Raw genomic sequence first — 26291 nt, 5'->3', positions numbered from 1 at the left:
TCCCCCTGGCTCCTTCAGGGATAGATAGAATTCCCTCAAGATGTATTCCGTCAATAGGAATGCGGACTTCGGCATCTCTTTTATCGGTATTCGATGGTATGTTCGTTACCCCCCGGAAAGATTTTATTTCGATGGAAAATTTCTTGCTTTATTCTGGAAAATTCCTTGCTTTACGCAGCAGTTCGCATACTTCGTCGTCCGTAGTCTGGCTGAAATCCCCATATGAGGCTCCTACCGCATAAAATGGCTCCGGTGTGGCAGTGCAGATTACTTCGTCGACTTTATCTTCAAAGAACCTGCACATATCCGGGGAAGCCGTAGGGACCGCAACAACCAGTTTAGCCGGGTTTTTAGTTTTAATGGCTTCAACTGCCGCATGCATTGTTGCCCCGGTTGCAAGCCCGTCATCTATCAGGAGTACGGTCATGCCGTTTATATCAGGTTTGGGGTGATCCCCGCGATATTTACGCTCCCGGCGTTCAAGTTCCCTGAGTTCGTTTGCAGCTACCGTAGCAATTACACTATCCGGTACCTGGAAATACTTTACAATGTCTTCGTTCAGGACACGGATGTCGTCAGATGCAATCGCTCCCATCGCCAGTTCTTCATTGCCGGGAACTCCCAGCTTCCGTACTATGAAAACATCCATTTTTACATTCAGGGCTTTTGCAACTTCAAAAGCTACAGGGACTCCACCTCTCGGAAGTGCCAGTATCAGCACGTCCGGGCAGTTTGAGTATTTTAAAAGCTCTTTTGCCAGCCGCTTTCCTGCGTCTACTCTGTCTTTAAAGATTGCCATTATTCCCTTCAACCCCCTGTTGAAACGGATTAATCATAAGATAAGTTATGTTAACTTATAGTATCTATGCTTAAATCCTTAAATGTATAGATTATTATAAATTTAAATTCAAACTCCATATTATCCTGGAGCAGGACAGTACGGTTTACAAAAACTGAGGAGAGTAAAAGTAGAAGAGTTAAAGAAAAACCGGACCAAACTTACCATGTGAATAAAGTTTCAAAAATATTCGTTTGATCCTCAAATATTTTGCCGGTTTTGTGCAGGAACCTGGTATTCAATTGAAACCCTGTTTAACGAAAATAATTCGGAACAATTTTATATATTATACTTTTTCTAACCATGTTGTGGATTAAGGGAGGCACATTTCACGTCTCAAGCCAGGGGTAAACCAGTGATAGTAGAGCCCTATGAAGTGGTACTCTGGGCTGCCATAATTAGTGCACTCTATGTGATTAGCTTCGGTAACTACCTGCTCTTCCATACTCTGGCAGAACTTTTCAGCGTGTACGTTGCATACGTTATATTTCTAATAGTATGGAAATCAAGAAACCATCTGGAAAACCGGTACCTTGTATTTATAGGGATTGCTTACTTTTTTATCGGTGGACTGGATCTATTATACACGCTTTCCTACGAAGGAATGGGTGTATTTCCTGAATTTGATTCAAATATACACTCCCAGTTCTGGATTGCTGCAAGGTATATGGAAAGTATATCCTTTCTGCTGGCTCCGCTGCTTTTAACAGGTTACGGTACGAAACATCTGAAGAAAAGTGATAAATATGTCGGAAGAGCAAGGTTTGCCTGGGAAGTCTTTCTGGCGTATGCGGGAATCACTGTTGTCTGCCTGCTCTCTATCCTTGTTTTCAAAAACTTTCCGGTTGCTTATATTGAAGGTTCAGGGTTCACCTTTTTTAAAATGGCAAGTGAATACTTAATCTCTTTTATTCTACTCTGCTCTCTGGTGGCTCTTTACGTAAAAAGGGACAGATTTGAAAACAATGTCTTCAGATTGCTTGCAGCAGCTATTGTTCTGACAGTCCTGGGAGAACTGAGCTTATGGATTTATACGAATGTAGGTGGATTTTTTGACCAGATGGGGCATTTCTTCAAAATCCTTTCCTTTTATCTGATCTATAAAGCGATAGTTGAGACCGGATTTGAAGATCCTTTCAGCCTTCTTTTCAGGGAACTTAAACATAGAGAAGAGGCTTTGAGACAGGAAACAATTTTCCTCAAAGATGATCAGGGTTATCTGTATAAATTACTCGGTTTAAAGGAAAATCCGGTTGAAGCGGAATCGTGTGTAGAAAAGGCCTCAATAGACGATAAAGACTACCCTTCTTTTGTGCAAAACATAGAGGGGCTTCTCGGCTTTCGGCTTGATGAGAATCTTGAACCTGTACTTATGGACGGGGCTGTTGAAGAGATTACAGGTTACAGTAAGGAAGATTTCCTTTCCCGTAAGGTCAAATGGGTTGAATTAATCCTGCCTGAATACCTGCCTCTATTTTTTGACAACATGGACAAAGCAGTTTTCAATCCGGACCTTTCCAGAGAGCTCGAGTATAAAATACGCAGAAAAGACGGAGAAACCAAATGGGTCAGAGAGGTTCTCCAGAAACTTCCGGAGCGTTCTAGGTTGCAGGGACAGACACAGGGTCTTGTCCGTGATATTACCAGACGCAAAACTGCGGAAGAAACTCTGGCAAAAATACAGGAAGCCCGGATAAAGGAAATCCACCATCGAATAAAAAACAATTTACAGGTTATCTCTTCTCTCCTCAGCCTTGAAGCTGAAAAATTCAGTGATGAACGGACTCTTGAGGCTTTTCGGGAAAGCCAGAACAGGGTTATCTCAATGGCTCTCATTCATGAGGAACTCTATGAAGGCAAAGGCATGGACACAATCGATTTTGCTGTTTACCTTCGGAAATTAACCCTTGACCTGTTCAATTCATATACCATGGAGACCCGGAAGGTCAGCCTCAACCTTGATCTCGAACAGGTCTATCTTGGCATGGACACTGCAATTCCTCTCGGAATTATTGTCAACGAGCTCGTTTCAAATTCCCTGAAGCATGCTTTTCCTTCAGGCGGTGAAGACGAAATCCGAATCAACCTGCGTAGAACTGGGGATTCTACTTCGAAACCCGGTAAAGGTTCAGGCTGCCAGAATGGAAAAATTTTCCATTACATGCTTACGGTAAAAGATAACGGAGCAGGCTTTCCCGAAGAGATAAATCTCCAGAACTCCGAATCCCTGGGGCTCCAGCTCGTAAACATTCTTGTTGAGCAGATAGATGGCTGCATCGAACTTAAAAGGGACAGGGGGTCGGAGTTCACTATCTGGTTTGATAATCCGGAGAAAGAGTGAGGTTCAAATTAATGAAATTTGGATGCGTTGAAAACTTGCAAACGCTTTCAACGGATGTAAATCCGTATACAATCTTATGCTCGCTTTGAAATTTTTAGTATAAAATTATTTTTTGCTTGAAAGCAATTTTTTTGGTAATTAATTTAAAATAGTTAATAATATAATGTTATACTCGTGGAGTTAGGAAGTTAGTGGGTATGATGATAAGTAAAGGACTGCCTGGAGGCCATTGATCCTCTCCGGATCAATATGCTTGGGGAGTATATACTTCGGGGATGCTGTATTGGGGAATCCAGTAAAAGGGTTGTGGCGCCTCCGGGCTTCTTCTTACTCTGCTTTTTACTGTTCTTTCTCTATCCGTCATTTTATATCAAGGTGTGTAAAATCAGGGATCTTCAGCCCTCTGGTATTTCAGTATACTTCAATGTAATTTTGTATCAGGTCGATCAGCACTTTCAGGTAATACATTCAAGGGGGCAACTGCATATATCATATTGGGGGAAACACATTTAAAGTAAGTTTTCATGAGGCAGCGGTCTGGATCGCGATAATAAGCCTTCTCTACTTAATCAGCCTTGGCAACTACCTTCTTTTCCATACTCTGGTAGAACTATTCAGTGTCTACGTTGCATATGTAATATTTTTGATAGTTTGGAAATCAAGAGCTCGCCTGGAAAACAGATATCTTATACTCCTGGGAGTTGCTTTTTTTTTCATCGGCAGCGTTGACTTTCTACATACCCTTACATTCAGGGGGATGGGAGTCTTCGAAGTTCCAGGAATTAACCTGACTGTCCAGCTCTGGGTACTTGCAAGATACCTGGAAGGCATTTCCTTCTTAGTTGCCCCTCTGTTCTTAATACGTAGCAGAGAATCTGGAAACAAAGAGTCTGAAAACATGTATGCAGAGCCTCTTGAGGACTCCGTTTTTGCCTGGAAAGTTTTTCTCGTATATGCAGTAATTACTATCTCCTGCCTGCTCTCAATCTTCTTTTTCAACAATTTCCCGATTGCTTATGTAGAAGGTTCGGGGCTCACTCCTTTCAAAATCCTGAGTGAATACATAGTCTCTTTCATACTCCTCTGCTCTTTGTTTCTCCTGTATATGACCCGGGACAGTTTTGAAACCAAAGTTTTCAGGCTGCTTGCGGCTTCCATAATCCTTACAATCTTCGGGGAGCTGTCTTTTGCCCTCTATACCCATGTAGACGAATTCCCAAATCTCATGGGTCATTACTTTAAACTGTTGTCTTTCTACCTGATCTACGAAGCCGTCGTAGGTGTCGGATTTGAAGAGCCGTGCAGCCTGCTTTTCAGGGAACTCAAGCACAGGGAAGAAGACTTCAGGCAAAAAGCAATTTTCCTTGGGGATGAGTACGGCCATATATGCAGAATGATAGGAGTAAACAGGAGTCGTGAGCCGGATAACAACAGCTTTGGGGCTGACGAAGATCAGGAAGGTTTCCACTCTTTTTCACAACACTTCCCGGGGATAGGGTTCCAGCTCGACGAGGTCTTTTCACCGGTATCCATGCAGGGGCCTGTCGAAGAAATGACAGGTTACAGGAAGGAGGATCTCCTTTCCGAAAAAGTGAGTTTGATGGAACTAATTATTGTACCTGAAGATCAGCCTTTGATTATTGAAAGCCGGCAGAAGTTGAAATCAAATCCTAAATTTGTAGCTGAGAATGAATTCCGTATACGCAAAAAAAATGGGGAGCTAATATGGGTCAGGGAAATTACCCAGAGGATCCAGGGCAGGTCTGAAGGCCCGGGAAAATTCCAGGGGCTGGTCTATGATATCACTGAGCGTAAAATGGCTGAAGAAGCCCTCGAAAAAATAGACCGCGTCCGAATAAAAGAGATCCACCACAGAATAAAGAATAACCTTCAGGTGATCTCCTCCCTGCTCAGCCTGCAGGCGGAAAAGTTCGAAGACAGGGAAGTGCTCGAAGCGTTCAGGGAAAGCCAGAACCGGGTTGCCTCCATAGCCATGATCCATGAAGAGCTTCATGGAGGAGAAAACCTGGATTCCCTTGATTTCGCTGACTACCTGCAGAAATTGACTGCAGACCTTTTCGATTCCTATCGTGTGGGCAAGGACGGGGTAAGCCTTAAACTCGACCTTGAACAGGTCTATCTTGGCATGGATACCGCAATTCCTCTCGGGATTATTGTCAATGAACTGGTCTCAAATTCCCTGAAGCACGCTTTCTCAGATAAAAATGAAGGAGAAATCAGCATAAACCTGCACAGTAATGATGCGTCTCACTCTCTGGTCGAACTCTCCTGTTCGGAGCCGGAGTTTCTGGAAAATGATGCTTTCCATTATACATTGACTGTTGCCGACAACGGAAGAGGAATCCCTGAAAAAATGGACTTCCGAAATACTGACTCTCTCGGGCTCCAGCTCATAACTATTCTTGTTGAACAGATCGGCGGCTATATAGAACTTAACAGAGACTACGGGACAGAGTTCGTGATCAATTTTGGCAACTCCGGAAAATTATAATCAGGTTTGAATTTCATTTCTCGAGTTGCTATTCACCTGAATTTTGAGTTTTTCTTTCTACTCCTTCTTCCTTTTACTTCTTTTCCTTTCTGTTTTTTCTACTTCTTTTACAGAGCCGTCAGACAAGCTGGCGGAGGCGCTTATATTTACTTTGCGAATTAAAACGCAGCCTCATGAAGTTAAAGAAAATGTTTTTTTCAGCCTCCGGGGTATTTCTACAGTATATTATCTCTCTTAATTGGGTGTCTCTTTGCATGTTGCTTTTAATCCGGCTGACAGGTCGGCGCAGGCCCCACGCGGCGCAGGAAGAGAAAACTGAAAAATTACTTCATTGCTTCCCGGAGCGGATCAACAAATTTATCCGGAATAGTGCATTAACCACTAGAGGGAAGCCCTGTATTTCCTTCCGGCTAGTACTTTCCAGCTAAGATCTTTTTATCCGGGTCTTTTTCTCCAGGTTTTTTCCCTAAGGGCTTCGCGGCTGAGGGCTTTTCGGCTGTGGACTTAGTACTCTCCTATGTATGTCCATCCCAGTTCTTTCATTTTCGAAGAGTCGCTTTCTTTTACCGTCCCAACATAATACTCTTCCCCGCAGAGGTATCCGAGATCGCAGCTTTCAACTCTCCGTACGTCGGAGATCTCTATACCGTAAACGGTCCCGTAGTAAGCGGTTATCAGTTCTGAGGGGGTGGGAGCTTTAATAAACTGGATGTTCCCTTCTTCGTACCACTGGTCCCAGGGGGTCTTTTCTTCGGATATGAGGTACTTCATTTCTACAGTATTTCCCTCCGCTCCAGATGCTCCGGTGGTATTATCGGTAACATCAGGCTCTTTTTCCAGGGGTCCCTGGGCAATTTCATCCCATTCGCCATCGATTACGGCAGACATTACTTTCCCCTCAGAAACAGTGATTTCTATGCTGTGAGGGGTGAGAGCTTCGGTTACTATTTGGTCTGTCCGGTTTCCGTAGCCTCCGTGACTGCTCGTAAATGTATAGTTCAAAACATGCTGTTCCGGGAAGCTCTCAAGCACCTCGTGGGTTTCCAGTTTGAGGTTAAAGCCGTCAAAACCGTATGTGGGGGCGGTTTCTATCCAGTCTTCGGCTATCCTTTCAGCTTCTTCCGGCGAGGTGGACATGGCGTAAGCCCGCAGTTCGACCAGGGCAGAATCGATTTCCTGAAGGCCTTCAGGCATATATTCGGAATAATATGGGTCCACAATTACGGTTTTTGTGCCGGTCTCCTCAATCAGGCTGATTTCGAGGGTTCCCACGTCTGCGACCACAGGCTGCCCTTCCTGCGGAACATAGCGTTCTTCCATCTGAAGGAAATCGTTTTCTTCAAACAGGTTGGTGAGTTCTCTGAAAGCGCTTTCATTGAAGGGCTTTTCATATATTTTCCTGGATCCCCCTTCATTGTCCGAGGTTGTAAACACAACCGATGTGCCATTTACGGTTAACTCCTGCAGCTGCATTTCCGGGAGTGTGAACGCTCCGTATGTTTTGTGGATTATGGTCGCATTCTCCGAGATCTCTGTCGTTTTTTCGGCGCATCCGGCTACAAGAGTTAACAACAATATCAGTAGTACAGGAATTGTTTTGTTTATCAAAATCTCCTCCTAACTTTTCCTCTTCGGATCTCTACTTCCAGGGTTACCTTTTTAACTAAAACCTTTTTTGTAATATATCATTTTTAAGAATATATCATTTTCAAGAATATATCATTTTTAGGAATATATCTTTTTAAGAATATATCATTTTCAAGAATATTTCTTTTTAAGAATATATCATTTTCAAGAATATTTCTTTTTAAGAATATATCATTTTCAAGAATATTTCTTTTTAAGAATATATCATTTTCAAGAATATATCATTTTTAAGAATATGTCTTTTTGTTCCGGTTTCGTCTAATTATGTAATCTGTAAAAATCTTCTTCTATTTTTTATTCCATGTTCTCTATTTTTTCCGGTTCAGTCCCAAGACAACATTTATATCTGTAAATTAATGATTATCTCAATGCTATAATTATTTGACATTTTTATACTAATGATTTTCTTAAAAAAAATGCTTATTTACGTTAGAAGGCGCAAACCAGATGAAACTGCAACTTGTTAACCTCCTTTTATTTTCAGATAAAAGGAAGAACTTTCTATTACTGCTGGCAGAAGGACCTCGAAATATTGATGAAATTCTTGATCTGCTTCAGGTCTCAAGGATTTCTCTGCTCCCCCATATCAAAAAATTAAAAAAAGAAGGGTTAATCGTCCAGAATGGGGATGTGTACGGTCTTTCGATCATAGGTAACATACTTGTTAAAAAAGCAAGGCCTTTACTGGATGCGGCAAGTACTTTTGAGGAAAACGATTCTTTCTGGAGCCACAGGAAATTGGATTCCATTCCTTCCCATCTGTTAAAGCGGATAGGGGACCTCAAGGGGAGCCAGCTTCTCGAACCCGGACTTACTCACGGATTTGATCTCTTTCCTGAGCTGATCAATCATTTTACCGGGTCTCCGAAGGTTATGCTTCTTTTTTCTTATTTTCACCCTCAGATTCCCTTTTTTTCCCTGGAGCTCGCAAAAAGAGATATTCAGGTGCAGCTCTTCCTTAGCAGAGATTCATTTGGTAGGTTTTCAGGAGATTTCCGGGATACGGGAGAGAAAATCCTTGCTCAGAAAAACGCCTCTATTTTTGTGTACGCAGGAGATCCACTTGATATTCCTGCACTGATCGCTATTTCGGAAAGTGCGTTATTGCTTGGGTTCTTCAATGAGAAAGGAAGGTTTGAAGGGCAATATCTCCTTAATTTTGAACCTCGTGCTCTGTGCTGGGGAAAAGAACTCTTCGAATACTATCTGGGGAAGTCAGAGAAAATCTGTTCAATTAATTATTCAAACTGCAGCTAGGATAGCCAGAAAGCTTCCCATGACCTTTAATTGGGTCATAATTAGAATTAAAATTAGAATTAGAATTAGAATTAGAATTAGAATTAGAATTAGAATCCAAATCAGAACTACAATAAGAATCCGAGCCAGAATACGAGCTGATGTCCGGAGTATGGACCTTCAGTTTTAAATATCTTTTATTCCCGAAAGTTCTTACAGGGATTTCAATGAAACGAACCTCCAAGGAATGGAAAGAAAAAAGGGCTGAATTCATTAAAGGTAAAACCTGTGCCTGGTGCGGCTCTTCCGAGCGCCTGTGTGTCCACACACCCGGAGCTTTTTCTCCGGCAGAGGTCCGTTCCGGGATTTATAGTCTTGCCTATGCCAGATTCAGGGAAGTGTACAGACAAAAGTACCAGAAATTCGAGCATGTCCTTACCGGCAAACACCGCCACAAAAGCCATCCTGCATGGCACAAAGCCTCCACCGTACATAAAGCCGAGCCTGACCATACCGACCTTGAAGAGCAGTGTATCGAGGTGCTTGTTGAGGACACGGGAGAAGGAAACTTCAAAAAGCTTTACCATGAATGGCTTGAAGAAAGCGGGATTGAAGAGCTGATTGAAGAAGAAACTCGAAAAGCCGAAGAAGAATACGCATCTTTTGAACATGCAATTGTGCTTTGCAATCGCTGCCATTTTGCAAGCCTGAGAGGCATGGAGCTCTGCCCTGTATGCAAAAAAAAGTATAAGCCTTCAAGGTATGAGACCTGCTTTGACTGTCTGCCTGATGAGAAAAAGAAAGATGTTATGGATAGGCAAAAGGAAAAAGAGGATTTTCCGGAGAATTCGGAGCAATTTCCTGATAAAGCATTTCCTGAAGAACCATAGTTTCACTCTATGCACCGGGAGGTGTAGATCGGGAAGCCGTAGGGTTTTATCAGAAAAGAGCCCACCCACTTCCTCCGCACGCCCTGCAGGTTCCTGTCTCCGAGTTTCCGGACCCACCGCAGAGAGGACATATTATTGCAGGCTGGGCAACGAGCACGTTCCCCTGTCCTCCGCAGGCTTCGCAGATTCTACCTTCGGCATACCCGGTTCCGTTGCAAAGAGAACATTTTTCCGGAGCATACTCTGTATCGATATAAGTATAAAGCATCCCATCACCTTCCTGATTTACCAGCACAGGGGTATTTCCCAAACAAAAGATTCTTCAATACATATTTTCAGCGTTCTGGATTAAAAAATCTTGCAAAAAGATAAAAAAGAAAGTGTTATAATGTAATTGCCGGATTTTATCCGATATTTATCTCCTTTCCTTTTGTTTCTCACTAAAATATTTTTTCCTGAAGTTCCGGAGATATGTAATCTTTTGGGCTTTTTCCTGGTTAGAAATTTTGCCTGTAAATTCTCCTTTTTTCATTTGCTTGCTTCCAGGATGCTTTAAATCGCGGGGGGACGGCTTTTCATTCTATTCGGGATCGTTTGCCAGTCAGGCACTCCCTGATCTAAAGAAAGCTTTGCAAAAAACATTTTCTTTCCTGAACCTTCTTGATAAATTTTATAGATAACTTCTCCAGATGGTAACATAAAATAATATTTTTAGTGATTCCAGTAGTTTTAAGTAACATTAAAAAAATAATAATCATCGGGAAAGAGGTCTTAAAGTTCTGTCCTGGGGGGACACGGACTTTAAAATACATGCCTCCTACTTTCGGGAGTTGAAACTATGGACGGTAGAGAAAATCCACAATTTTTGTCAGCACATACAATAAAGAAAGACAAGGTAGTCAACAGGGCGGGAGAGGACCTTGGGAAAATTGAGGAATTAATGATCGACCTTCAGGACGGAAGGATAGCGTACGCAGTCCTTTCTTTTGGCGGATTTCTGGGTATGGGCAATAAGTTGTTTGCACTTCCCTGGAAAGCTCTGTCGCTGAAAGTGCATGAACACGCCTTCGTACTTGACGTCGACAAAGAAGTTCTGGAGCAGGCAGAAGGTTTTGATAAGGACAAATGGCCATTAACAGACCGCGAATGGCTTTCCAGGACGTACACTTACTACGGATACGAACCTTACTGGCAGCCGGAAGGGGTGGAAAAAACCGGAGTAAGGGCGGAAAGCGCAGCAGCAGGTAAAGAAATCCCGGATTTTTTGTCAGCAGGTACGATAAAAGGGGATAAGGTCATCAATAAGGCTGGAGAGCACCTCGGGGAAATCGAGGAACTAATGATTGACCTCGAAAATGGTAGAGTCGCGTATACCGTACTGTCTTTTGGCGGGTTCTTAGGCATGGGCGACAAATTATTTGCCGTTCCCTGGCAGGCTCTTCAACTTAAATTGCATGAGCACGCTTTCGTACTTGACGTGCCTAAAGAAACCCTGAAAAAAGCAGAGGGTTTTGATAAGGATAACTGGCCCCTAACTAACCGTGAGTGGCTTGCCACTATGTATAGCTACTACGGGTACCAGCCTTACTGGCACTGGGTAAGAGAAAGAATTGAGAGTCGGCCGGGTAACATTTAAAACCTCCTTAATTTTGCAAACAGATGAAGGCATTAGCCTTACCGATAAATCGGGAGATTGGGAAGAAATTGATCGGAGGAAAAATTTTGGTATTGTGCGGGGGGACGCAGGCTTTAAAATGTACCTCCTCCGAACCAGGGAGTTGGGAACATGGCAGATAGAAAGAATCCAGATTTTTTGTCAGCAAACACGCTGAAAGGGGATAAGGTTGTCAACAGAGCAGGAGAGGATATTGGGAAGATTGAAGAGCTAATGATTGACCTTCAGGATGGTAGAGTGGGATATGCCGTACTTTCGTTTGGGGGATTCCTGGGTATTAGCGATAAATTATTTGCTGTCCCCTGGCAGGCCCTCCAACTGAGAGTTCATGAGCATGCTTTCTTACTCGATATTCCTAAAGAGACTCTTGAAAACGCAGAGGGTTTCGACAAAGATAACTGGCCTCTAACTACCCGGGAGGGGCTCTCCAGAACCTACACTTACTACGGATGCCAGCCTTACTGGCAGCCTGAAGTGACGGGAAAAACTGGAAGAGTTCCGGGGAAGGCAGAACCGGAAAGAGGAGCACGGATGGAAAGCACGGCAGCCAGAGAGGGTCCTGAATTTTTGTCAGCAAGCACGATAATAGGGGACAAGATCATCAGTAGCACCGGGGAAGATATCGGGAAGATTGATGAATTGATGATTGATCTCAAAAATGGTGGAGTTGCATATGCTGCAGTCTCCCATGGCGGGTACCTGGGTGTAGGAAGCAAATTATTTGCTATTCCCTGGCAGGCTCTCCAACTGAAAGTGCATGAGCATGCTTTTGTTCTTGATATTTCTAAAGAGACTCTTGACAGGGAAGAAGGCTTTGATAAGGACAATTGGCCTTTAACTCGTGAGAGGCTCTCCAGAACCTACACCAACTATGGATACCAGCCTTACTGGCAGATTGCAGCTGCAGAACAACCAGAAGTTTCTACAGGGAAAGTCAAGCAAGCTGGAGTTTCGGCAGGAGTCGTTAGAGAGACAGAAACAGAGAAGACTGAAGTAGTAGAAACTGGTGAGGAGATAAGGGTGAGTCAGGAAAGGGAAAGACTGGAAGGACTAAGAAGCACACAGGAAGAGAAGTTATCGCAGCTAGAGAAACAGCAGATAGAAAGAGAGAAGCAGGCAAAGACTGAGAGAGAAAGGCTGGCTCAGCTGGAAAGAGAACGTATTGAGGCAGAAAGGCAGGCAGATGCCGAGAGACAGAGGTTGGCTCAACTGGAAATAGAGCTGCAGGAAGCAAGGAGGCAGGAAGAGACAGAACGAGTGACCAGGCTAGAGAAAGAGCTGAAGGAAGTACAGACACAGGAAGAGATTCGGAGGGAAAGGCTGGTCCAGCTGGAAAGAGAATGTACAGAGGCGAGAAAACAGGCAGAGGTGGAAAGAGAGGGGCTAGCTCAACTGGAAAGAGAGAGAACTGAAGTGGAGAGGCAGGCAGAAGTCGAGAGAGAGAGATTGGCTCAATTGGAAAGAGAGAGGGCTGAGGTGGAGAGGCGGGCGGAGGCTGCCGGTAAAGAGATCCCGGACTTTTTGTCAGCAAACACGATAAAAACGGACAGAGTTGTCAATACAGCTGGAGAAGACCTCGGAAGGATTGATGAATTAATGATTGATCTCGATAACGGTAGGGTAGCATATGCAATCCTTTCTTTTGGCGGATTCATGGGTATGAGCGATAAGCTGTTTGCTATTCCCTGGAATTTCCTTAAATACAGAGTGCACGAACATGCTTTTACCCTTGATATTCCCAGGGACGTCCTGGAAAGTGCAGAAGGCTTTGATAAGGATACCTGGCCTCTGACTCGTGAAGAACTCTCCGGGACCTACACTTACTACGGGTACCAGCCCTACTGGCAGAGAGAAATGGCGGAACGAGCAGGAATGCCTGGGGGGACAGAATCAGAAATGATGACCCGGGCAGAAAGAAAGAGGCACGAAAAGCTAAAAACCGCAGAAGAGATAATGGCGCAGCAGGATAAGGAAAGAATAGAAAAGCAGGAAGCGACAGAGACGGACAAAGAGAAAAAAGAGAGGCTAGAAAGAGAACGCATGGTTGCAGAAAGGCGGGAACACAAATATCAGTAATTGGTACGTCAGGGTACCGATATGTTTTCCTGAGTTTATATTCTGCGTATCAAATTCTGAGTCCCTGTTAAAAGCTGCGCAAGCAGGGACTTTTTTATCTCCACCGCGTCGTTAGGGCAAAGTTCCCTGCAACAGTAGCACAGGATACATTTTTCCGGATTAATCCTGAAAGTTCCGTCTTTTCTCCTTTCCACTGCCTTAGGGGAGCAGTTCAGATAGCAGGTCCCGCATTGAGTGCATTTTCTCTGGTTTATCCTGGGATAAATGGTATAATATTTGCCGAGGTTGCGCTTAAGGAAAGCGGGGGCAGTACTGACCCCTTCGCTCGATGGTTTGAATTTCTTTTTGACTTCTTTCAATTGGGTTCCGACCACCACAGGGCACTGGTTCCCGAATCCTTTCCTCAGGGCTCCCATTGTAGTGGGGATTTTGAGGGGGTCAAAACCGATCATTTCTGCTGCAACAATATCCAGGGAAACACAGTCCCTGCTTGCCAGAATTACCCCTGAGTTCACAGGCTTTCCGTGGGAAGGCCCGTTTCCTTCCATGCCCCAGACCCCGTCCATGACTGAAAACGCGGGTTTGACAACAGAGTAAACATCGGCTACGGCTTCCCCGAAGAGTTCCCGTTTCCCGAGGAGGTGGATTTCTTTCCGGCATTTCAGGGGGAGGATTCCGAAGAAATTCTTGACTGCGCCCGTGTAATATGTAAGCTCATGGGTTTTCAGTTTCGGAAGGGATATTACAACATCGGCTTCAAGGACAGGGTTTGCAATATACAATTTCCGGAACTGAAGCGGCTCCGGGACTTCTACCAGAGTAAAACCTGCAGTTTCAAAATTCACTACCTTTGCTCCGGCTTTTTGGGCAGCCTCTTCTATCCCCGAGGCTTTCAGGGCTGTTGCCGTAGCCCCGGGCTTTGATATCCCGGCTCCGTCCCCTACTATCGGTTTTCCTCCAGCGGCGAGCACGAATTCACACATTGCTGCTACAACCGACGGATGTGTAGTTGTGGCAGCTTCAGGGGGGCTGGCTGCAAGGATGTTTGGCTTGAGAAGTACGCTGTCTCCAGGCTCAATTATGTCTTCAATGCCACCTAGAAGGTCAAGAGCTTTCGCTATTGCTTCTTTCGTACCAGAATAATCAGGGCAGGGAACTATGGAGACTTTGTTCATTGCTAAAAAATAAATGGAAATAATTATTGAATTCTTTTCCGGTTTCAGTTTATTCTCAGTTTCTCGGCTTTCTAAGTCCTTTTATAGGGGGTCTACCTGTTTTTAAGGCCCATCATTGAGTCTATTTCTTCAGCTATGCTTTCCAGTTCGTCGAATATCCTTTCCGAGTCCTTCCGCATCTCCTTTACTGCAGCTTTCAGGCTGCCTCCTCTCAGATAAATCAGGCGCCTTTTCCTGTAAAGGAGCCCGGAGTCATTGAGGTTTCGGAGGTGATGGTTGATTCTTGAGATTTTCATATCAAGATCTTCAGCCAGAGCTTCCGAAGAGCTTATCCTGTCGTTTGAGAGCTTTTCAAGCAGGCTGAAGATTATCCTGTTGACTGTGTTTTCGGTATCTCTGCCCGAAGAAAAGCCAAAGCTGTCACAGAACCATAACAGGTCTTCTTCAAGGCTCTTGATCTGGGGTTTTTCAATATTTCTGAGGATAATCTGCTGAACCATCTGTGTATTATTTTCGAGATTCAGGTATATATACTTTATTTTGATTTGTAGATATCATTTCGATTTTTTTGAAATTATACTTATTTTACTGGTAAAATATCTCCTGTTTTCCGGTAATTTTTAAATATAAGTTTTGCATTATATGCAGATAGTTGGGTGCTTAAAGCCCAATACATTCATCAATTCCCATGCTGACTTATACCAGTGAATGTTCAGCTAATATTGAGGTCACTTACACATAAGGAGGAACAAAGAGTGATTATCAGACCTATTGGCGAACGAGTCTTACTCAAACACCAGAAGAAAGAAGAAGTGACTAAAGGCGGGATCTATATCCCGGAGTCTGCCCGGCAGGAGAAGAAAGAAGGAGTCGTTATAGCCGTGGGGACCTTTGAAGACGGAAAGGATCTCCCCCTGAAAAAGGGAGACCATGTAATTTACGGGGGATACCAGGCCGATGAGATTGAAATCGATGATGAAAAATTCGTTTTTGTCGATTTCAAGGATATCCTGGCAACCGTTGTTGAAGAATAATTTTGAATGAGGCCGCTTCTGAAAATATAACATCAGGTATCTCGCGAAGGTCAGGCAAACCATGACCCGGACAAATCAGGACTTAACTAAGGTAAGAATATTTGATCAAAATTCAGGTGAATACAGATGGCTTCAAAGCAGATAATGTTTGATGAGGGTGCAAGAAAAGCTCTCTTAAGCGGTGTAGATAAAGTTGCAAATACTGTTAAGATCACCCTGGGCCCGAAAGGCCGCTATGTCGTGCTGGACAAAAGCACAAAACCAGTGGTCACAAATGACGGGGTCACTATTGCAAAAGAAATAGAGCTCCACGACAAGTTCGAAAATATGGGGGCAAAGCTTGTCAAGGAGGTTGCTTCCAAAACCCAGGACAACACAGGAGACGGGACAACTACCGCAACCCTCCTTGCCCAGAGCATGATCCGGGAAGGCTTAAAAAACATCAGTGCCGGGGCAAATCCTATAGAGGTCAAGAAAGGGATTGAGATTGCCACGGAAAAGGTTGTAGGCTATCTCAAGAGCAAGAGTGTGGAGGTAAAGGGCAAAGACAAGATCATACAGGTAGCTACCGTTTCCGCAAACAATGATGAAGAAATAGGCAACCTGATCGCCGATGCTATGGAAAGGGTGGGTTACAACGGGGTAATCACCGTTGAAGACTCGAAGACCATGGAAACAAGCCTCGATGTGGTTGAGGGTATGCAGTTTGACCGCGGGTTCGTTTCCCCCTACATGGCACTTGATACCGAAAAAATGATCTGTGAATTTGAAGATCCCTATATCCTTATCACGGACAAGAAAATCAACAGCATGAAGCAGATAGTGCCCGTGCTTGAGAAGGTCGCTTCCGAAGGTCGGTCCCTCCTGATTATTGCTGAAGACGTCGATGGGGATGCTCAGGCAGCCCTGATCCTGAACATTATCCGCGGAGCCCTGAGGGTCTGTGCTGTAAAAGCTCCGGGGTTCGGAAACGAGAGAAAGGAGATGCTTGAAGACATCGCCGTCCTGACAGGCGGGCAGGTTATCAGCGAAGAGAAGGGCATGAAACTTGAGGAATTCAGTGACTACATGCTCGGGAGTGCCAGGAAGGTCACTGTTGACAACCATAAAACCATAATCGTAGAAGGCAGAGGCGACAAAGCAGATATCGATGAAAGGGTCAGGATCATCGAGGCTCAGATCAATATTGCCGAAGCCGACTACAGAAAGACCGAACTTAAAAAGCGCATGGCAAAGCTGGGAGGTGGCGTTGCGGTAATCAAAGTGGGAGCTGCAACCGAAACCGAGCTCAAGGAAAAGAAGATGAGAATCGATGATGCCCTGAACGCCACAAAAGCTGCAGTTGAGGAAGGTGTGGTTACAGGAGGGGGGATCAGCCTCTTCCGGGCAGCTTCAGTCCTTGATGCCCTTGGCCTTGACGGCGACAGGCAGGTGGGCGTAAAGATCGTCCAGAGGTCCGTAGAAGACCCCGTCCGCCAGATTGCCGCAAACGCAGGCAGGGAAGGCGCTGAAGTTGTAGCAACCATAAGGGCCGAGTCCAGTGAACGCTTCGGGTACAATGCAAAGAAAGATGTCTTTGAAGACCTCTTCGAAGCAGGTGTAATCGACCCGACAAAAGTGGTAAGAAGCGGGCTTCAGAACGCCGCTTCAATCGCAGGCATGGTACTCACGACTGAAGCCCTTGTAACCGATTTTGATGAAGAAAAGGACGACAGGACAGCTGCAATTATCATCTGATTGCAGCATTTTTTTCTTTTCTTTTCTTCTTTTTTCTTCTCTTCTCTTCTTTTTTCTTCTCTTCTCTTCTTTTTTCTTTTCTTCTCTTCTTTTCCTCACTCTTCCTTTTACTCTTCTCTTCTTTTCATTTTTCCCTTCTTTTTCTTCCCTTCTCTTCCCTTCTTTTTCCTTTTTTTCTGATTTCATTCTTTCTTTTCCCGAATCACTCTAAAGCCTTTTTCCCTTCTCTTTATCCTCAGCAAGGGCTGAAAACCTTTTTCTGTTATTATCACAATATATTCGTAAAGGCCTAACTCTCAATATTTATAACTGTTGATCTATAGTCAAACTGTTATACTCATCCATAATCATTAATAATCACTCATAATCTCCTGATCATCCGGGTTGTTTAATAAAAACGCCCCCTGCCAGAAAGGTGAAAGTAAAGATGCTTGAAGTCTACTGCGACTCATCCTATAATGAAGGTGAAGATTCCTACATCGGCTGCGTGGTGCTACGGGACGGCATGCAGCTTCATCAATCAACAACTAAAGTCCCGAACCATCCTCAGAACAATCTTGAATGTGAACTTGCAGCCCTTAACTTTGCCATATCCCTTGTCAGGACTTTTTCCGTAGGCGATACCGAAATAGTCGTTTATAACGATTCGACCGAAGCCGTAAAAGCTTTTCAGGGAAGGGCGCAGCAAGTAGAAAAGGAGTTTCCGGGGTCCAGAATTAACTTCGAGTATATCCCCCGGGAGAAAATGAACCAGGCAACTGCAGACAGCCTCTCTAAAAAGTTTCCCGTTTTTTTATCGAGCACGTCCACATCCGAGGTGGAGTCTTTTTCGAGGCGGAAAGACGTTCTTTCAGATATCGCCCGGGATGGAAGCAACGTTTTTTATCTGGAAAAAGTCCCGGAGATGTCTACAAACAAAAAAACCTGCTACAGATTGATAGTTCGTACAATGGAAAAGATCCTTTCTGATGACCTGTTCTATCCGGTAAAAAAAGGAGGTCCGGGTACTCAGATCAAGGCTGCGGAACAGCTTCGAAAAGATCTTTCAAACCCCGAGATCCTTTCTTCTCTGAAAGCAAAGGGGGTCAGGCTTGAAAACTCCTATTTCCTGCTCACGGATGAAACCTGGGGGCTTCGGGGTACGGACAGTCAGGCTTACTCCATTCTGCCCTCTTCCATTCCTCACAGGATCATATGCGATGAAGTGGATCGGTCACCCCAAAACCTCTTCAGAAGAGCAGAACGTTTCAGGTAATTTCCAAGTCCGGCAGCCCATTTTTATATCCTTCTCTCCGGAATCCGATACCGGTGTCATAGAAGCTGAAGTATCCCGCTTATATGTGTCATTCACCCTTAAACCCAACTTAAATCCCTGAGAATCCATGAAACCCATAGATTACAAAACACAGATTTTACTAACCGTTTTCGTCAGCTCTCTGCTCCTCGGGAATCTCCTCGGGAGCAAGCTAATTGAGATCTTCGGAATTGTAACTTCGGTCGGCTTATTCGGATATCCGGTTACTTTTCTTATTACGGATATAGTAGAAGAGGTTAGGGGAAAAGAAGTAACAAAGATTTTCGTACACGCAGGCTTACTTTCACTCTGCATTGCCGTACTTTTCGTATTTGTAAGTACAGGCTTCCCTCCCTCCCCTCTGTATCCGCATAGTGAGGCTTATAATAGTGTTTTCTCAAACTCCCTGCGGATTATCCTTGCAAGCATGACCGCTTTTGTTATAAGCCAGTACCATGACCTCTGGGCTTTTAACTTCTGGAAACAGAAGACAAATGGCAGATTCCTCTGGCTCAGGAACAATCTTTCAACAATTGTTTCCCAGCTGCTCGACTCCATTGTTTTTACGTTTATCGCTTTCTATCATGCCACTCCCGAACTGGGGGCAGTCCAGATCTTCTATATGATCGTGCCTCTCTGGGCTCTTAAAGTGGGTTTTGCTCTCCTTGATACTCCATTTGTATATCTTGGAGTCCGGTGGCTTGCTTCCAAAAGCGTGAACGATCTCTCCTATCATGGGGAAAGCAGGGAGGCAGGTTCGGTTAATAGTTAAAAAGGGGCAGTCCCTGAAATCAGCTTCGATCCGGAAGTGGTTCGGGAATACATTTCCGGGTCCTAAATCCCAATGCTTATGGACATCCCCGTCCTATATTCTATATATTAACGGGGGTGCTGATTATGGCAGAACGTCCTGAGATAAAAATAGGGCAGGCAAGAGTCAATATTCAGAGCAGTGCGGAAAATCCCGAAGAGACTTACGAAGGCAAGGCTGAAGAGCAGGAAAAGTCAGGTAAAGAGTCCGGGACTCAATACACAGGAGTTCCCTCTGAAGAATTCTGTACCGCCTGTATGGATATCCCTGAGGAACAGCGTAAGGGCATGATTCTGGAAATCCAGCAGGTAGCTGAAAGGCTTCTTAAAGCCCATGGGGTTATTAACGAACCTCGAGACCTTTTAAAGGGAGAATGGTTCCTCAAACTGCAGAAGCCGAAGTTCGAAAAGAAACTGGTTTTTGCAAAGTCCGGAGAGGAGGTCTTTGTAGGCTTTTATAGCTATCAGGAAGAAACACCTGTTCCAGATCCCAACTTTGTTTTGCTTTCTCAATACGGTGTCTGGTACCCGCAGAGGATAGAGGAAAAATTTGAAGAAACGGTTGTCTCCTTCTTTACGGGAGCTTATGGAGACTACGATTTTCTCAATATCGTCCCTGAAAACGTTGAAAAATTCCAGGCTTTTCAGCATGATTTTGCAAAAATGCTTGAAGACCAGGGCTGGGACGGACAGGACGTGGAGGTAGTTGAAAAAATCATGCCGAAAGATTAAGTTTCTCTGGAAACTTATGTCTCTCTAAAAACTCATGTATCTTTGAAACTCATGTATCTTTGAAACTCAAGTTTCTATAGAATCTATCCCGTTCAGAGTGTTCGCTTTTTCTTTTCAACCTCTTCCGGGAATTGATTTTTCTTTCCAACTTCTCCCGGGAATTAGTTTTTCTTTTATGCTCTCTCATTTCTGATTCTTTGTTTTTTCCCACAGAATATTTAAATATTGAAAGCATACGCAGTTTCAGGTACATACTCAGTGACGGTATATACTCAACGATGGTATGTGCTCAATGATGGTACACATTTGATGATATTCCTTGCTTTTACCTTGTGGCTTTTATAATAATCGCTTTTCAGAAGGTCTTTTATGTTTTCGATAAATTCCGAATGCATCCTTTCAAAAAAATCCGAAGATATCCCTCCTTTCTATGTGATGGAAGTACTGGAAAGTGCCAAGGAGCTGGAAGCTCAGGGCAGGCATATAATCCACCTTGAGGTCGGAGAGCCTGATTTCCCTACCGCTCCCCATATCTGCGAGGCTGCCTGTGCTGCTATTGGGCAGGGACTTACAAAGTACACCCACAGCCAGGGGCTCCCTGCCCTCCGAGAGGCAATAGTTGAGTCTTATTACCGGAAGTTTGGGGTTGACCTAGACCCTAACCAGGTTATTGTTACTTCAGGGACAAGCCCCGGACTCCTGATGGTTTTTATGGCTCTGCTTGAAAAGAGGGATGAAGTAATTATGTCGAACCCCCACTATGCCTGCTATCCGAATTTCGTAAAATATCTGGGCGGGACTCCCGTTTTTGTCTATACGAGCGAGACAAACGGCTTTGCCCTTGAGCCGGAAACCGTAAGGCAGTGCCTGAGCCCGAACACCAAAGCCATTCTCATTAACAGCCCTTCAAATCCCGGAGGGCATGTTATGTCTCCTGAAAGTTTGCAGGGCCTTGCCGCAATAGCGGACGAAAAAGGAATTCCTATTGTTTCGGATGAGATCTACCAGGGCCTGATCTACAGTGGAGAAGAACACAGCATCCTGGAATATACCAAAAATGCCTTTGTTCTGAACGGCTTTTCCAAACTTTATGCAATGACCGGCTGGAGGCTCGGCTATATTATCTGCCCTCCCGAATGTGTACGTGCAATCCAGAAAATTCACCAGAACTTCTTTATCTGCGCTAACTCCTTTGTCCAGGAAGCAGGCATTGCAGCCCTCAAAGGTTCCCAGGAATATGTTGCCGAGATGGTCCAGATTTATAACATGCGCCGCCAGTACATGCTGAAGAGGCTTCTCGGCATGGGGCTAGACGTTCGAAAAGAGCCGATGGGAGCTTTTTATGTCCTTGCCGATGCCCGCAAGTTCAGCAACGATTCTCTTGAACTGAGCCGCCGGATCCTCAATGAGGCAGGCGTGGCAGTAACTCCCGGCATAGATTTCGGAAACGGGGCGGAGGGATACCTGCGCTTTTCCTATGCCAACAGCCTTGAAAACATTGCAGTAGGCATGGACCGTCTGGAGGCTTTTCTGGAAAAAGAGCTTGATGGATGAGAATTTCCGGAATTCGGAAGCGGTCAGGTTCCGCTAATTAATTTTTCTAATTTCTCTGGCATGAAAGTACTGTGATTTGACAGGTACTTTCATCCTTTTGTGCCTGTATTTCTTTGTGCCTTTGTTTGAAGAATTTCATGTTTGTCTTCTAATCAACCTGTCCGGATAATCGCTTTTGATGTCAATCTTTCTTTTTTACTGTATATGCAAAATCCGGTTCCGAAAGCTTTTCCAGTTCTACCAGCCCGTCAGAAACTGATGATTCTCCTTGCGTTTTTTCATTTTCAGGAACGGCTTTTTTATTCTCTTCCGCTACTGTTTCTTTTGCAGTTTCTTTTGTAGTTCTCGCTGTTGTTCCCGTTGATGTTTCCTTAGTAGCTTCCGTTGTTGCTTCCTGTGATGTGTCCTTCGATGCTTCCGCTGATGTTCCTTTTATGGTTCCTGCCGTGCTCTCTTTTTTGCCATAAACGGGGGTTTCAGCTTTTTCCCTTCCTTTTTCCTCTCTCTTATCAGGCATCTTCCGAAGTTTTTCGATTGATGTACGGTCCACAGGGATTTTTTCCGGGAAGTTAAACTTTAGCTTCTCGGGATTTCTTCTGATAAAAACACCTGCAGCAAGCAGAACGAGGGTTGCAGCAAGGTAAGTAAGGAGACTGAGGTGAAGTTTTTCTTCTACTACAATCGAGGGATCGTCGGAGGCATTGATTTCTTTTGAAACCGTACCGTATCCTGTCTTTTTTATTGTCAGTTTATGCTGCCTTCCTTCTGCGTTAAATACGACGGGGGTCACTCCTTTATATTTCCCGTCAAGGTAGACCCTTGCCCCGGAGGGGTTTGAGGAAACGCTGTATGTCCACCTGTTTATCTGGAGCTTTTTTGAGATTGAATACGTTTCCCCGGCTGTAACAAAAACTCGCTCGAAGACATCCTCATACCCTTCCTGCTTCAGCACCACTTCATAAAAACCGGGAGGGACGTCCTCTATCAGGACCGGGGTTTTTCCAACAGGCATTTCATTTATATAGATCTCGGAGCCGTTTGGAACTGTTATGATTTTGATATTCCCTGAGTCCACTTCCTCTGCTGCCATCGGATTCTCAGTCTCCTGGACTGTGGAATTGCCCTGTCCGATATCTGCGGCAGAAACCTCCGCAAATACAGGACCGACAGCTAAAGTAAGTATCAGGAAGGAAAATACCGTGCATATAAGGGCTTTCCTGAAGCCCACCGGTTTTAGGTCAGATTTCCTTTTTATACGGAACCCCTTCGTTTTGAATGATGGCTCTTCTTTTAAAGTAACTGGTATTTATAACTCATCATTCTTTCATCTGATAGGGCAGAATTTGAGCGAACAGAATTTGAGTGAACAGAATTTGAGTTAGCAGAATTTAAGTGAACAGAATTTGAGTTAGCAGAATTTGAGTTAGCAGAATTTGAGTTAGCAGAATTTGAGTTAGCAGAATCTCTGATTCCTTTTAATCCGTTCAATTCAGGTTACTATTTTTTCCACTGCAGTAGCTGCCTTTTCCTGCTTAAAATCAAAAATATTGCTCTGATTTCTATTCTCTTTTTCAGGACAGAAAATCCCCGTAATCATCCAGGTTCCATATATGAAATGCGTCCCCATGATAAAGTAAAGTTCTTTTTCTTTCTGGAATTCAAATAGCTGCTCTCTGATTTTCTTTTTCACGGCTCCGGGTTCCCTTTCTTCCCTCACAATATTTCTTACGGTTTCATTAAGTTCCCAGTCAAGCAGGATAATTTTATGCCCCCTGCAGGCTTCTTCCCCCTCACACCTGAAAGTGTTCCTCACTTCCACAGGCATCCTGGCTTTTTCCCCTTTTTCCAGAAAATCCCCCATCATGTTAAAGTACTGCTGCCGGTCCCAGGTCTCAATGCTGTTTACCTTGACCTCCATATCCAGAAGTTCAGGCTTTACCACTCCCAGGCTTGCTCCTTCTATGTTCAGCCTTTCCAGAGACGTTACAAGCGGCAGGATAAGCTCTTTTATTTCCCTGTCCTTTGCGGGCCTTTCCAGGTTTACGTAATCAAGGACTTTCCTGCTTTCCCACCTCAGGTCGTGATCAGGTTTCGTAACCGTAACCTCAAGCAGGTCGTTCTTCCTGAAATCCACCAGCCCTTCACCGTACCTGAACCTGAGAGGGTAGAGCCTCAGGAGTTCTCCCGCTTTGTTGATGCCTGTAACTCCAACGGCATGCACGTCCCCGTTTCTTTTGCTCTTCTCCGGGGTAGCTCTGACAAGGATTGCAATTTCTTCTTTTTCTCGCCTCAATGGGGGTAACCTCAGTTGTTTTTGAGTGAATCTGGAGAAAGATCGGCTTTCGGGGATATTAACCTTTGAGAAAGCTGGGTGAAAGTGTTTTTTCTTTCGGGTGTCGGTTCATTTTAATCTGCAACAGGTCAGATCTGCAGATGTCAGGAAGCGGTATTGTCAAAAGGGGGTAAATATTGAGAGGCCGCTACCGGAATTAGAAAATGACTCCTTAAAATGAGAAAGTCTTCTGAAATACAAAATTAAAGAAAAGAAAAAAGGTGGGGCTGGTGAGATTCGAACTCACGATCGACGGGTATCTCCGAACAACTGCTTTAACAGTTCTCTGGTGAGCATCTATCAGTGCTCCAACGGTTCCTCATTGTCCTGCCCCGTCGGGAAAGACTCGGTAGACCCGTTGTTCATCATTTATCCGCTGGAGCCCATCGCCATGCCGGGCTAGGCCACAGCCCCTTTACAAGGATAGTGAAATAGCCTTTCTCTTTTATATAGTTATCGACAGGGACTCATGTTTTCGAGCAAAGATGTCTATTTTTTCCTCAGTACATCCACAGGAAATATATTATTCCTGCAAGAATTGCGAGCACAAGTATTGCAAAGGAAATATATCCGAGCAGACGGACCGTGAAATCGTATGTGCTTACCTCGCCTGTCCATTTACCCGTTCTCCGGCGGTCAAAGTATTTCATCCATTTCTTGCTCAATTTCAATGGCTTCAGGTCTCCCTTTTCAATTTTGTTCTATAACAGGGGTTTTACAAATAAAGCTATTTATATGACTCCCTGGGAACCGGCTTTACTATTTTCTTGATGCCCTTCTGAGGAGGAGGCAGGGACAAGAGTAGCTTTAATAGGTTTTTTAAGCCGAAATTTAAGCCGAAATCTACGGGGAATAATAAAGATAAGTCCAGAGAGCCTGAGAGCTTCTTCAGGATCGGTTCGATGTGAAAAATATTTGTTCAAAATCTCGGGTTTTTGTTTAAAAAAGTTATGGAAAAGGGTTGGAATTGAGAGGTAAGGGTTTCCTCTCAATTTTTGTGATTGGTGGCGGGGTTTGGGGTGAATCCTATCCAGATCTCTTTTCTAACCGTTTTTCCAGGTTATGCATACCTATATTAAAAATATATACTTTTGTAATATATAATTTTTGTGAAGGAGCTCGGAGCTGTTATTTAAAATATCAACTAACTTTTTTAATATTTCTATAAATTTGAAAAAAAGTATTGAGGTGGGTTGGGATTGAGAGTATAAAGGGTTTCCTCTCAATCTCCTAGGTTAATCAACTGATACTTCCGTTTTTCAGGTTATTATAAAACCTGTAATTATGTTTATCAACATTATAATATAAAAATTTTTTCATACTGTAATAGAAAAATTTTTTAATAAGTAGTTCATTTTCCTTAGATGGCGAGCTTCAACTCTGAACGCCCCATTTCTCTCTTTATGTTGAAGCTGGTCTTCTTTTAGGTTTTTCATTGATTACTTCTACCAGCTTTGACGATTTTTTTTATATATTTAAGGACTTTTTATCTCCCGAAATATATGGGAGTTATAAAAATGTTTATATATTACATCCCCTATTTGAGGCATCGCTAGCCTCTTCCGGGCACTATTGTTCTCACAGGGTTGCGCACCCTGGGGCATCTGCATCCTGAAGTATCATGCTCTGTCAGGTGGGATGTATGAGTATGAAAAAGTACATGGAGAGCTTTTTTATCTGTTAGCTCCCGATGTGTTTCACTGACCTTCAGAAACGTTGTTGTCTGAATTGCGGTTTTTAGTCGATTTTTTCGAACCTGGATGCAGGTGCACCACAAATTGGACAGTTCCCTTCAGGTTCGCCTTCTATAGTATGTCCGCAGACCCCGCAGACGTAATAATCAACCTCTTTATTATTCCCTATTTCTTCCAGGGCTTTTTCATATAGTCTGGCATGAACTCTTTCTACTTTATTTGCCACCTCAAAGCTCCAGAGAGCCCTGTTATCCCCCTCTTTCTTTGCTTCCTCTATAAATTCAGGGTACATTTTCGTAAATTCGTATGTTTCACCGTCAATGGCATCTTTCAAATTGTCCATTGTGGTTCCAATCCCGCCCATACGCTGGAGGTGATTGAATGCATGGATCGTTTCCGCAGCAGCTGCGGCTCTAAAGAGTTTGGCTATCTGATGATACCCTTCTTCATCTGCCTTTTTTGCAAAGGCAAGGTATGTCCTGTTTGCCATCGATTCGCCAGTAAATGCAGCCTTAAGGTTATCTTTGGAACTCATGTGTATCTCCCCTTAATTTGAAATCTTTTTTTCACCCTATTTACTGGTCATATATATTATTCTTAACGCCCGTAAGAATGGTGAGTTTTGCTTCCACAACTGTTGTCAATGATATTAATATGATTGTTATTACTAATACTGCTTCGACAGTCGTCCAATCTCTCCAAATTCATTGGTAA

The 26291-nt window shown here is 43.9% G+C and carries 22 protein-coding genes and 1 tRNA gene; 12 read left to right on the top strand and 11 right to left on the bottom strand.

From position 1 onward, the window contains the following. Window positions 1-148: 148 nt before the first annotated feature. Window positions 149-799: a phosphoribosyltransferase gene (locus ACSAZL_RS17740; protein WP_440945915.1), complete on the bottom strand. Its 651-nt coding sequence runs from the start codon at window positions 797-799 to the stop codon at window positions 149-151. A 394-nt stretch (window positions 800-1193) separates the two neighbouring features. Between ACSAZL_RS17740 and ACSAZL_RS17735 the strand changes: the two genes are divergently transcribed. After that, window positions 1194-3179, top strand: coding sequence for an MASE3 domain-containing protein (locus tag ACSAZL_RS17735; RefSeq protein ID WP_440945914.1), 1986 nt, complete (start codon window positions 1194-1196; stop codon window positions 3177-3179). Between the two features lie 484 nt (window positions 3180-3663). Further along, window positions 3664-5691 carry an MASE3 domain-containing protein gene (locus tag ACSAZL_RS17730; RefSeq protein WP_440948890.1) on the top strand — a complete coding sequence of 676 codons (2028 nt, stop codon included), beginning with the start codon at window positions 3664-3666 and terminating at the stop codon, window positions 5689-5691. A 504-nt stretch (window positions 5692-6195) separates the two neighbouring features. On the opposite strand, the gene ACSAZL_RS17725 is transcribed toward ACSAZL_RS17730, so the two are convergent. Beyond that, entirely contained in the window at window positions 6196-7299 is a 1104-nt protein-coding gene (locus tag ACSAZL_RS17725) for a hypothetical protein (RefSeq protein WP_440945913.1), read from the bottom strand. Between the two features lie 486 nt (window positions 7300-7785). Here ACSAZL_RS17725 and ACSAZL_RS17720 point away from each other — a divergent pair, with 486 nt between their 5' ends. Both ACSAZL_RS17720 and ACSAZL_RS17715 read left to right on the top strand, forming a co-directional pair. Continuing rightward, window positions 7786-8595, top strand: a complete 810-nt coding sequence (locus ACSAZL_RS17720; protein WP_440945912.1) for a helix-turn-helix transcriptional regulator — start codon at window positions 7786-7788, stop codon at window positions 8593-8595. 206 nt (window positions 8596-8801) lie between these two features. Further along, on the top strand, window positions 8802-9464 hold the full coding sequence (locus tag ACSAZL_RS17715; RefSeq protein WP_440945911.1) for a hypothetical protein: 663 nt from the start codon (window positions 8802-8804) through the stop codon (window positions 9462-9464). A 49-nt stretch (window positions 9465-9513) separates the two neighbouring features. Here the strand turns inward: ACSAZL_RS17715 and ACSAZL_RS17710 are convergent, their stop codons facing one another. Beyond that, window positions 9514-9774: a transcriptional regulator gene (locus tag ACSAZL_RS17710; protein ID WP_440945910.1), complete on the bottom strand. Its 261-nt coding sequence runs from the start codon at window positions 9772-9774 to the stop codon at window positions 9514-9516. A gap of 528 nt (window positions 9775-10302) precedes the next feature. Here ACSAZL_RS17710 and ACSAZL_RS17705 point away from each other — a divergent pair. Both ACSAZL_RS17705 and ACSAZL_RS17700 read left to right on the top strand, forming a co-directional pair. Then, window positions 10303-11100, top strand: a complete 798-nt coding sequence (locus tag ACSAZL_RS17705) for a PRC-barrel domain-containing protein (protein WP_440945909.1) — start codon at window positions 10303-10305, stop codon at window positions 11098-11100. A gap of 150 nt (window positions 11101-11250) precedes the next feature. After that, window positions 11251-13215, top strand: a complete 1965-nt coding sequence (locus tag ACSAZL_RS17700) for a PRC-barrel domain-containing protein (protein ID WP_440945908.1) — start codon at window positions 11251-11253, stop codon at window positions 13213-13215. Window positions 13216-13250: 35 nt separating this feature from the next. Here ACSAZL_RS17700 and ACSAZL_RS17695 read toward each other — a convergent pair whose 3' ends face one another. Continuing rightward, window positions 13251-14390, bottom strand: coding sequence for a DUF362 domain-containing protein (locus tag ACSAZL_RS17695; RefSeq protein ID WP_440945907.1), 1140 nt, complete (start codon window positions 14388-14390; stop codon window positions 13251-13253). Window positions 14391-14482: 92 nt separating this feature from the next. Next, window positions 14483-14890, bottom strand: a complete 408-nt coding sequence (locus tag ACSAZL_RS17690) for an ArsR family transcriptional regulator (RefSeq protein WP_440945906.1) — start codon at window positions 14888-14890, stop codon at window positions 14483-14485. 255 nt (window positions 14891-15145) lie between these two features. Here ACSAZL_RS17690 and groES point away from each other — a divergent pair, with 255 nt between their 5' ends. Both groES and groL read left to right on the top strand, forming a co-directional pair. Further along, window positions 15146-15424: a co-chaperone GroES gene (groES, locus tag ACSAZL_RS17685; protein WP_440945905.1), complete on the top strand. Its 279-nt coding sequence runs from the start codon at window positions 15146-15148 to the stop codon at window positions 15422-15424. Between the two features lie 126 nt (window positions 15425-15550). Continuing rightward, a complete protein-coding gene (groL, locus tag ACSAZL_RS17680; protein WP_440945904.1) occupies window positions 15551-17161 on the top strand; it encodes a chaperonin GroEL in 1611 nt (536 codons plus the stop codon). On the opposite strand, the gene ACSAZL_RS17675 is transcribed toward groL, so the two are convergent. After that, on the bottom strand, window positions 17072-17347 hold the full coding sequence (locus tag ACSAZL_RS17675) for a hypothetical protein (protein WP_440945903.1): 276 nt from the start codon (window positions 17345-17347) through the stop codon (window positions 17072-17074). The genes groL and ACSAZL_RS17675 overlap by 90 nt on opposite strands. Before the next feature lie 241 nt (window positions 17348-17588). Here ACSAZL_RS17675 and ACSAZL_RS17670 point away from each other — a divergent pair, with 241 nt between their 5' ends. From ACSAZL_RS17670 to ACSAZL_RS17655, 4 genes are all read left to right on the top strand, one after another. Beyond that, window positions 17589-18416 carry a hypothetical protein gene (locus ACSAZL_RS17670; RefSeq protein ID WP_440945902.1) on the top strand — a complete coding sequence of 276 codons (828 nt, stop codon included), beginning with the start codon at window positions 17589-17591 and terminating at the stop codon, window positions 18414-18416. A 127-nt stretch (window positions 18417-18543) separates the two neighbouring features. Next, window positions 18544-19227 (top strand): queuosine precursor transporter, encoded by a 684-nt coding sequence (locus tag ACSAZL_RS17665; RefSeq protein ID WP_440945901.1) that lies wholly within the window; start codon window positions 18544-18546, stop codon window positions 19225-19227. A gap of 125 nt (window positions 19228-19352) precedes the next feature. Continuing rightward, entirely contained in the window at window positions 19353-19997 is a 645-nt protein-coding gene (locus tag ACSAZL_RS17660; protein WP_440945900.1) for a hypothetical protein, read from the top strand. 369 nt (window positions 19998-20366) lie between these two features. Then, on the top strand, window positions 20367-21551 hold the full coding sequence (locus ACSAZL_RS17655; RefSeq protein ID WP_440945899.1) for a pyridoxal phosphate-dependent aminotransferase: 1185 nt from the start codon (window positions 20367-20369) through the stop codon (window positions 21549-21551). Window positions 21552-21732: 181 nt separating this feature from the next. On the opposite strand, the gene ACSAZL_RS17650 is transcribed toward ACSAZL_RS17655, so the two are convergent. From ACSAZL_RS17650 to ACSAZL_RS17630, 5 genes are all read right to left on the bottom strand, one after another. Beyond that, window positions 21733-22779 (bottom strand): PEGA domain-containing protein, encoded by a 1047-nt coding sequence (locus ACSAZL_RS17650; RefSeq protein ID WP_440945898.1) that lies wholly within the window; start codon window positions 22777-22779, stop codon window positions 21733-21735. Between the two features lie 261 nt (window positions 22780-23040). Continuing rightward, window positions 23041-23844: a hypothetical protein gene (locus tag ACSAZL_RS17645; protein ID WP_440945897.1), complete on the bottom strand. Its 804-nt coding sequence runs from the start codon at window positions 23842-23844 to the stop codon at window positions 23041-23043. A gap of 261 nt (window positions 23845-24105) precedes the next feature. Continuing rightward, window positions 24106-24297, bottom strand: a tRNA-Trp gene (locus tag ACSAZL_RS17640). A gap of 86 nt (window positions 24298-24383) precedes the next feature. Beyond that, on the bottom strand, window positions 24384-24533 hold the full coding sequence (locus tag ACSAZL_RS17635) for a hypothetical protein (RefSeq protein ID WP_440945896.1): 150 nt from the start codon (window positions 24531-24533) through the stop codon (window positions 24384-24386). A gap of 1087 nt (window positions 24534-25620) precedes the next feature. Continuing rightward, complete coding sequence (locus tag ACSAZL_RS17630; protein WP_440945895.1) at window positions 25621-26112, bottom strand: rubrerythrin family protein; 492 nt, start codon at window positions 26110-26112, stop codon at window positions 25621-25623. Window positions 26113-26291 lie beyond the last annotated feature (179 nt).

Origin of the sequence: Methanosarcina mangrovi (assembly GCF_052057765.1) — an archaeon.
Taxonomy (GTDB): domain Archaea; phylum Halobacteriota; class Methanosarcinia; order Methanosarcinales; family Methanosarcinaceae; genus Methanosarcina.
Note: the sequence above shows the minus strand (reverse complement) of the source record. Positions and strands in the feature narration are given on the sequence as shown.

Excerpts from the sequence above, each read along its gene's own strand:
- ACSAZL_RS17740 (WP_440945915.1), bottom strand. The coding sequence starts at position 799 with ATGGCAATCTTTAAAGACAGAGTAGACGCAGGAAAGCGGCTGGCAAAA.
- ACSAZL_RS17720 (WP_440945912.1), top strand. The coding sequence starts at position 7,786 with ATGAAACTGCAACTTGTTAACCTCCTTTTATTTTCAGATAAAAGGAAG.
- ACSAZL_RS17715 (WP_440945911.1), top strand. The coding sequence starts at position 8,802 with ATGAAACGAACCTCCAAGGAATGGAAAGAAAAAAGGGCTGAATTCATT.
- ACSAZL_RS17705 (WP_440945909.1), top strand. The coding sequence starts at position 10,303 with ATGGACGGTAGAGAAAATCCACAATTTTTGTCAGCACATACAATAAAG.
- ACSAZL_RS17700 (WP_440945908.1), top strand. The coding sequence starts at position 11,251 with ATGGCAGATAGAAAGAATCCAGATTTTTTGTCAGCAAACACGCTGAAA.
- ACSAZL_RS17695 (WP_440945907.1), bottom strand. The coding sequence starts at position 14,390 with ATGAACAAAGTCTCCATAGTTCCCTGCCCTGATTATTCTGGTACGAAA.
- ACSAZL_RS17690 (WP_440945906.1), bottom strand. The coding sequence starts at position 14,890 with ATGGTTCAGCAGATTATCCTCAGAAATATTGAAAAACCCCAGATCAAG.
- groL (WP_440945904.1), top strand. The coding sequence starts at position 15,551 with ATGGCTTCAAAGCAGATAATGTTTGATGAGGGTGCAAGAAAAGCTCTC.
- ACSAZL_RS17675 (WP_440945903.1), bottom strand. The coding sequence starts at position 17,347 with ATGAAATCAGAAAAAAAGGAAAAAGAAGGGAAGAGAAGGGAAGAAAAA.
- ACSAZL_RS17670 (WP_440945902.1), top strand. The coding sequence starts at position 17,589 with ATGCTTGAAGTCTACTGCGACTCATCCTATAATGAAGGTGAAGATTCC.
- ACSAZL_RS17665 (WP_440945901.1), top strand. The coding sequence starts at position 18,544 with ATGAAACCCATAGATTACAAAACACAGATTTTACTAACCGTTTTCGTC.
- ACSAZL_RS17660 (WP_440945900.1), top strand. The coding sequence starts at position 19,353 with ATGGCAGAACGTCCTGAGATAAAAATAGGGCAGGCAAGAGTCAATATT.
- ACSAZL_RS17655 (WP_440945899.1), top strand. The coding sequence starts at position 20,367 with ATGTTTTCGATAAATTCCGAATGCATCCTTTCAAAAAAATCCGAAGAT.
- ACSAZL_RS17635 (WP_440945896.1), bottom strand. The coding sequence starts at position 24,533 with ATGAAATACTTTGACCGCCGGAGAACGGGTAAATGGACAGGCGAGGTA.
- ACSAZL_RS17630 (WP_440945895.1), bottom strand. The coding sequence starts at position 26,112 with ATGAGTTCCAAAGATAACCTTAAGGCTGCATTTACTGGCGAATCGATG.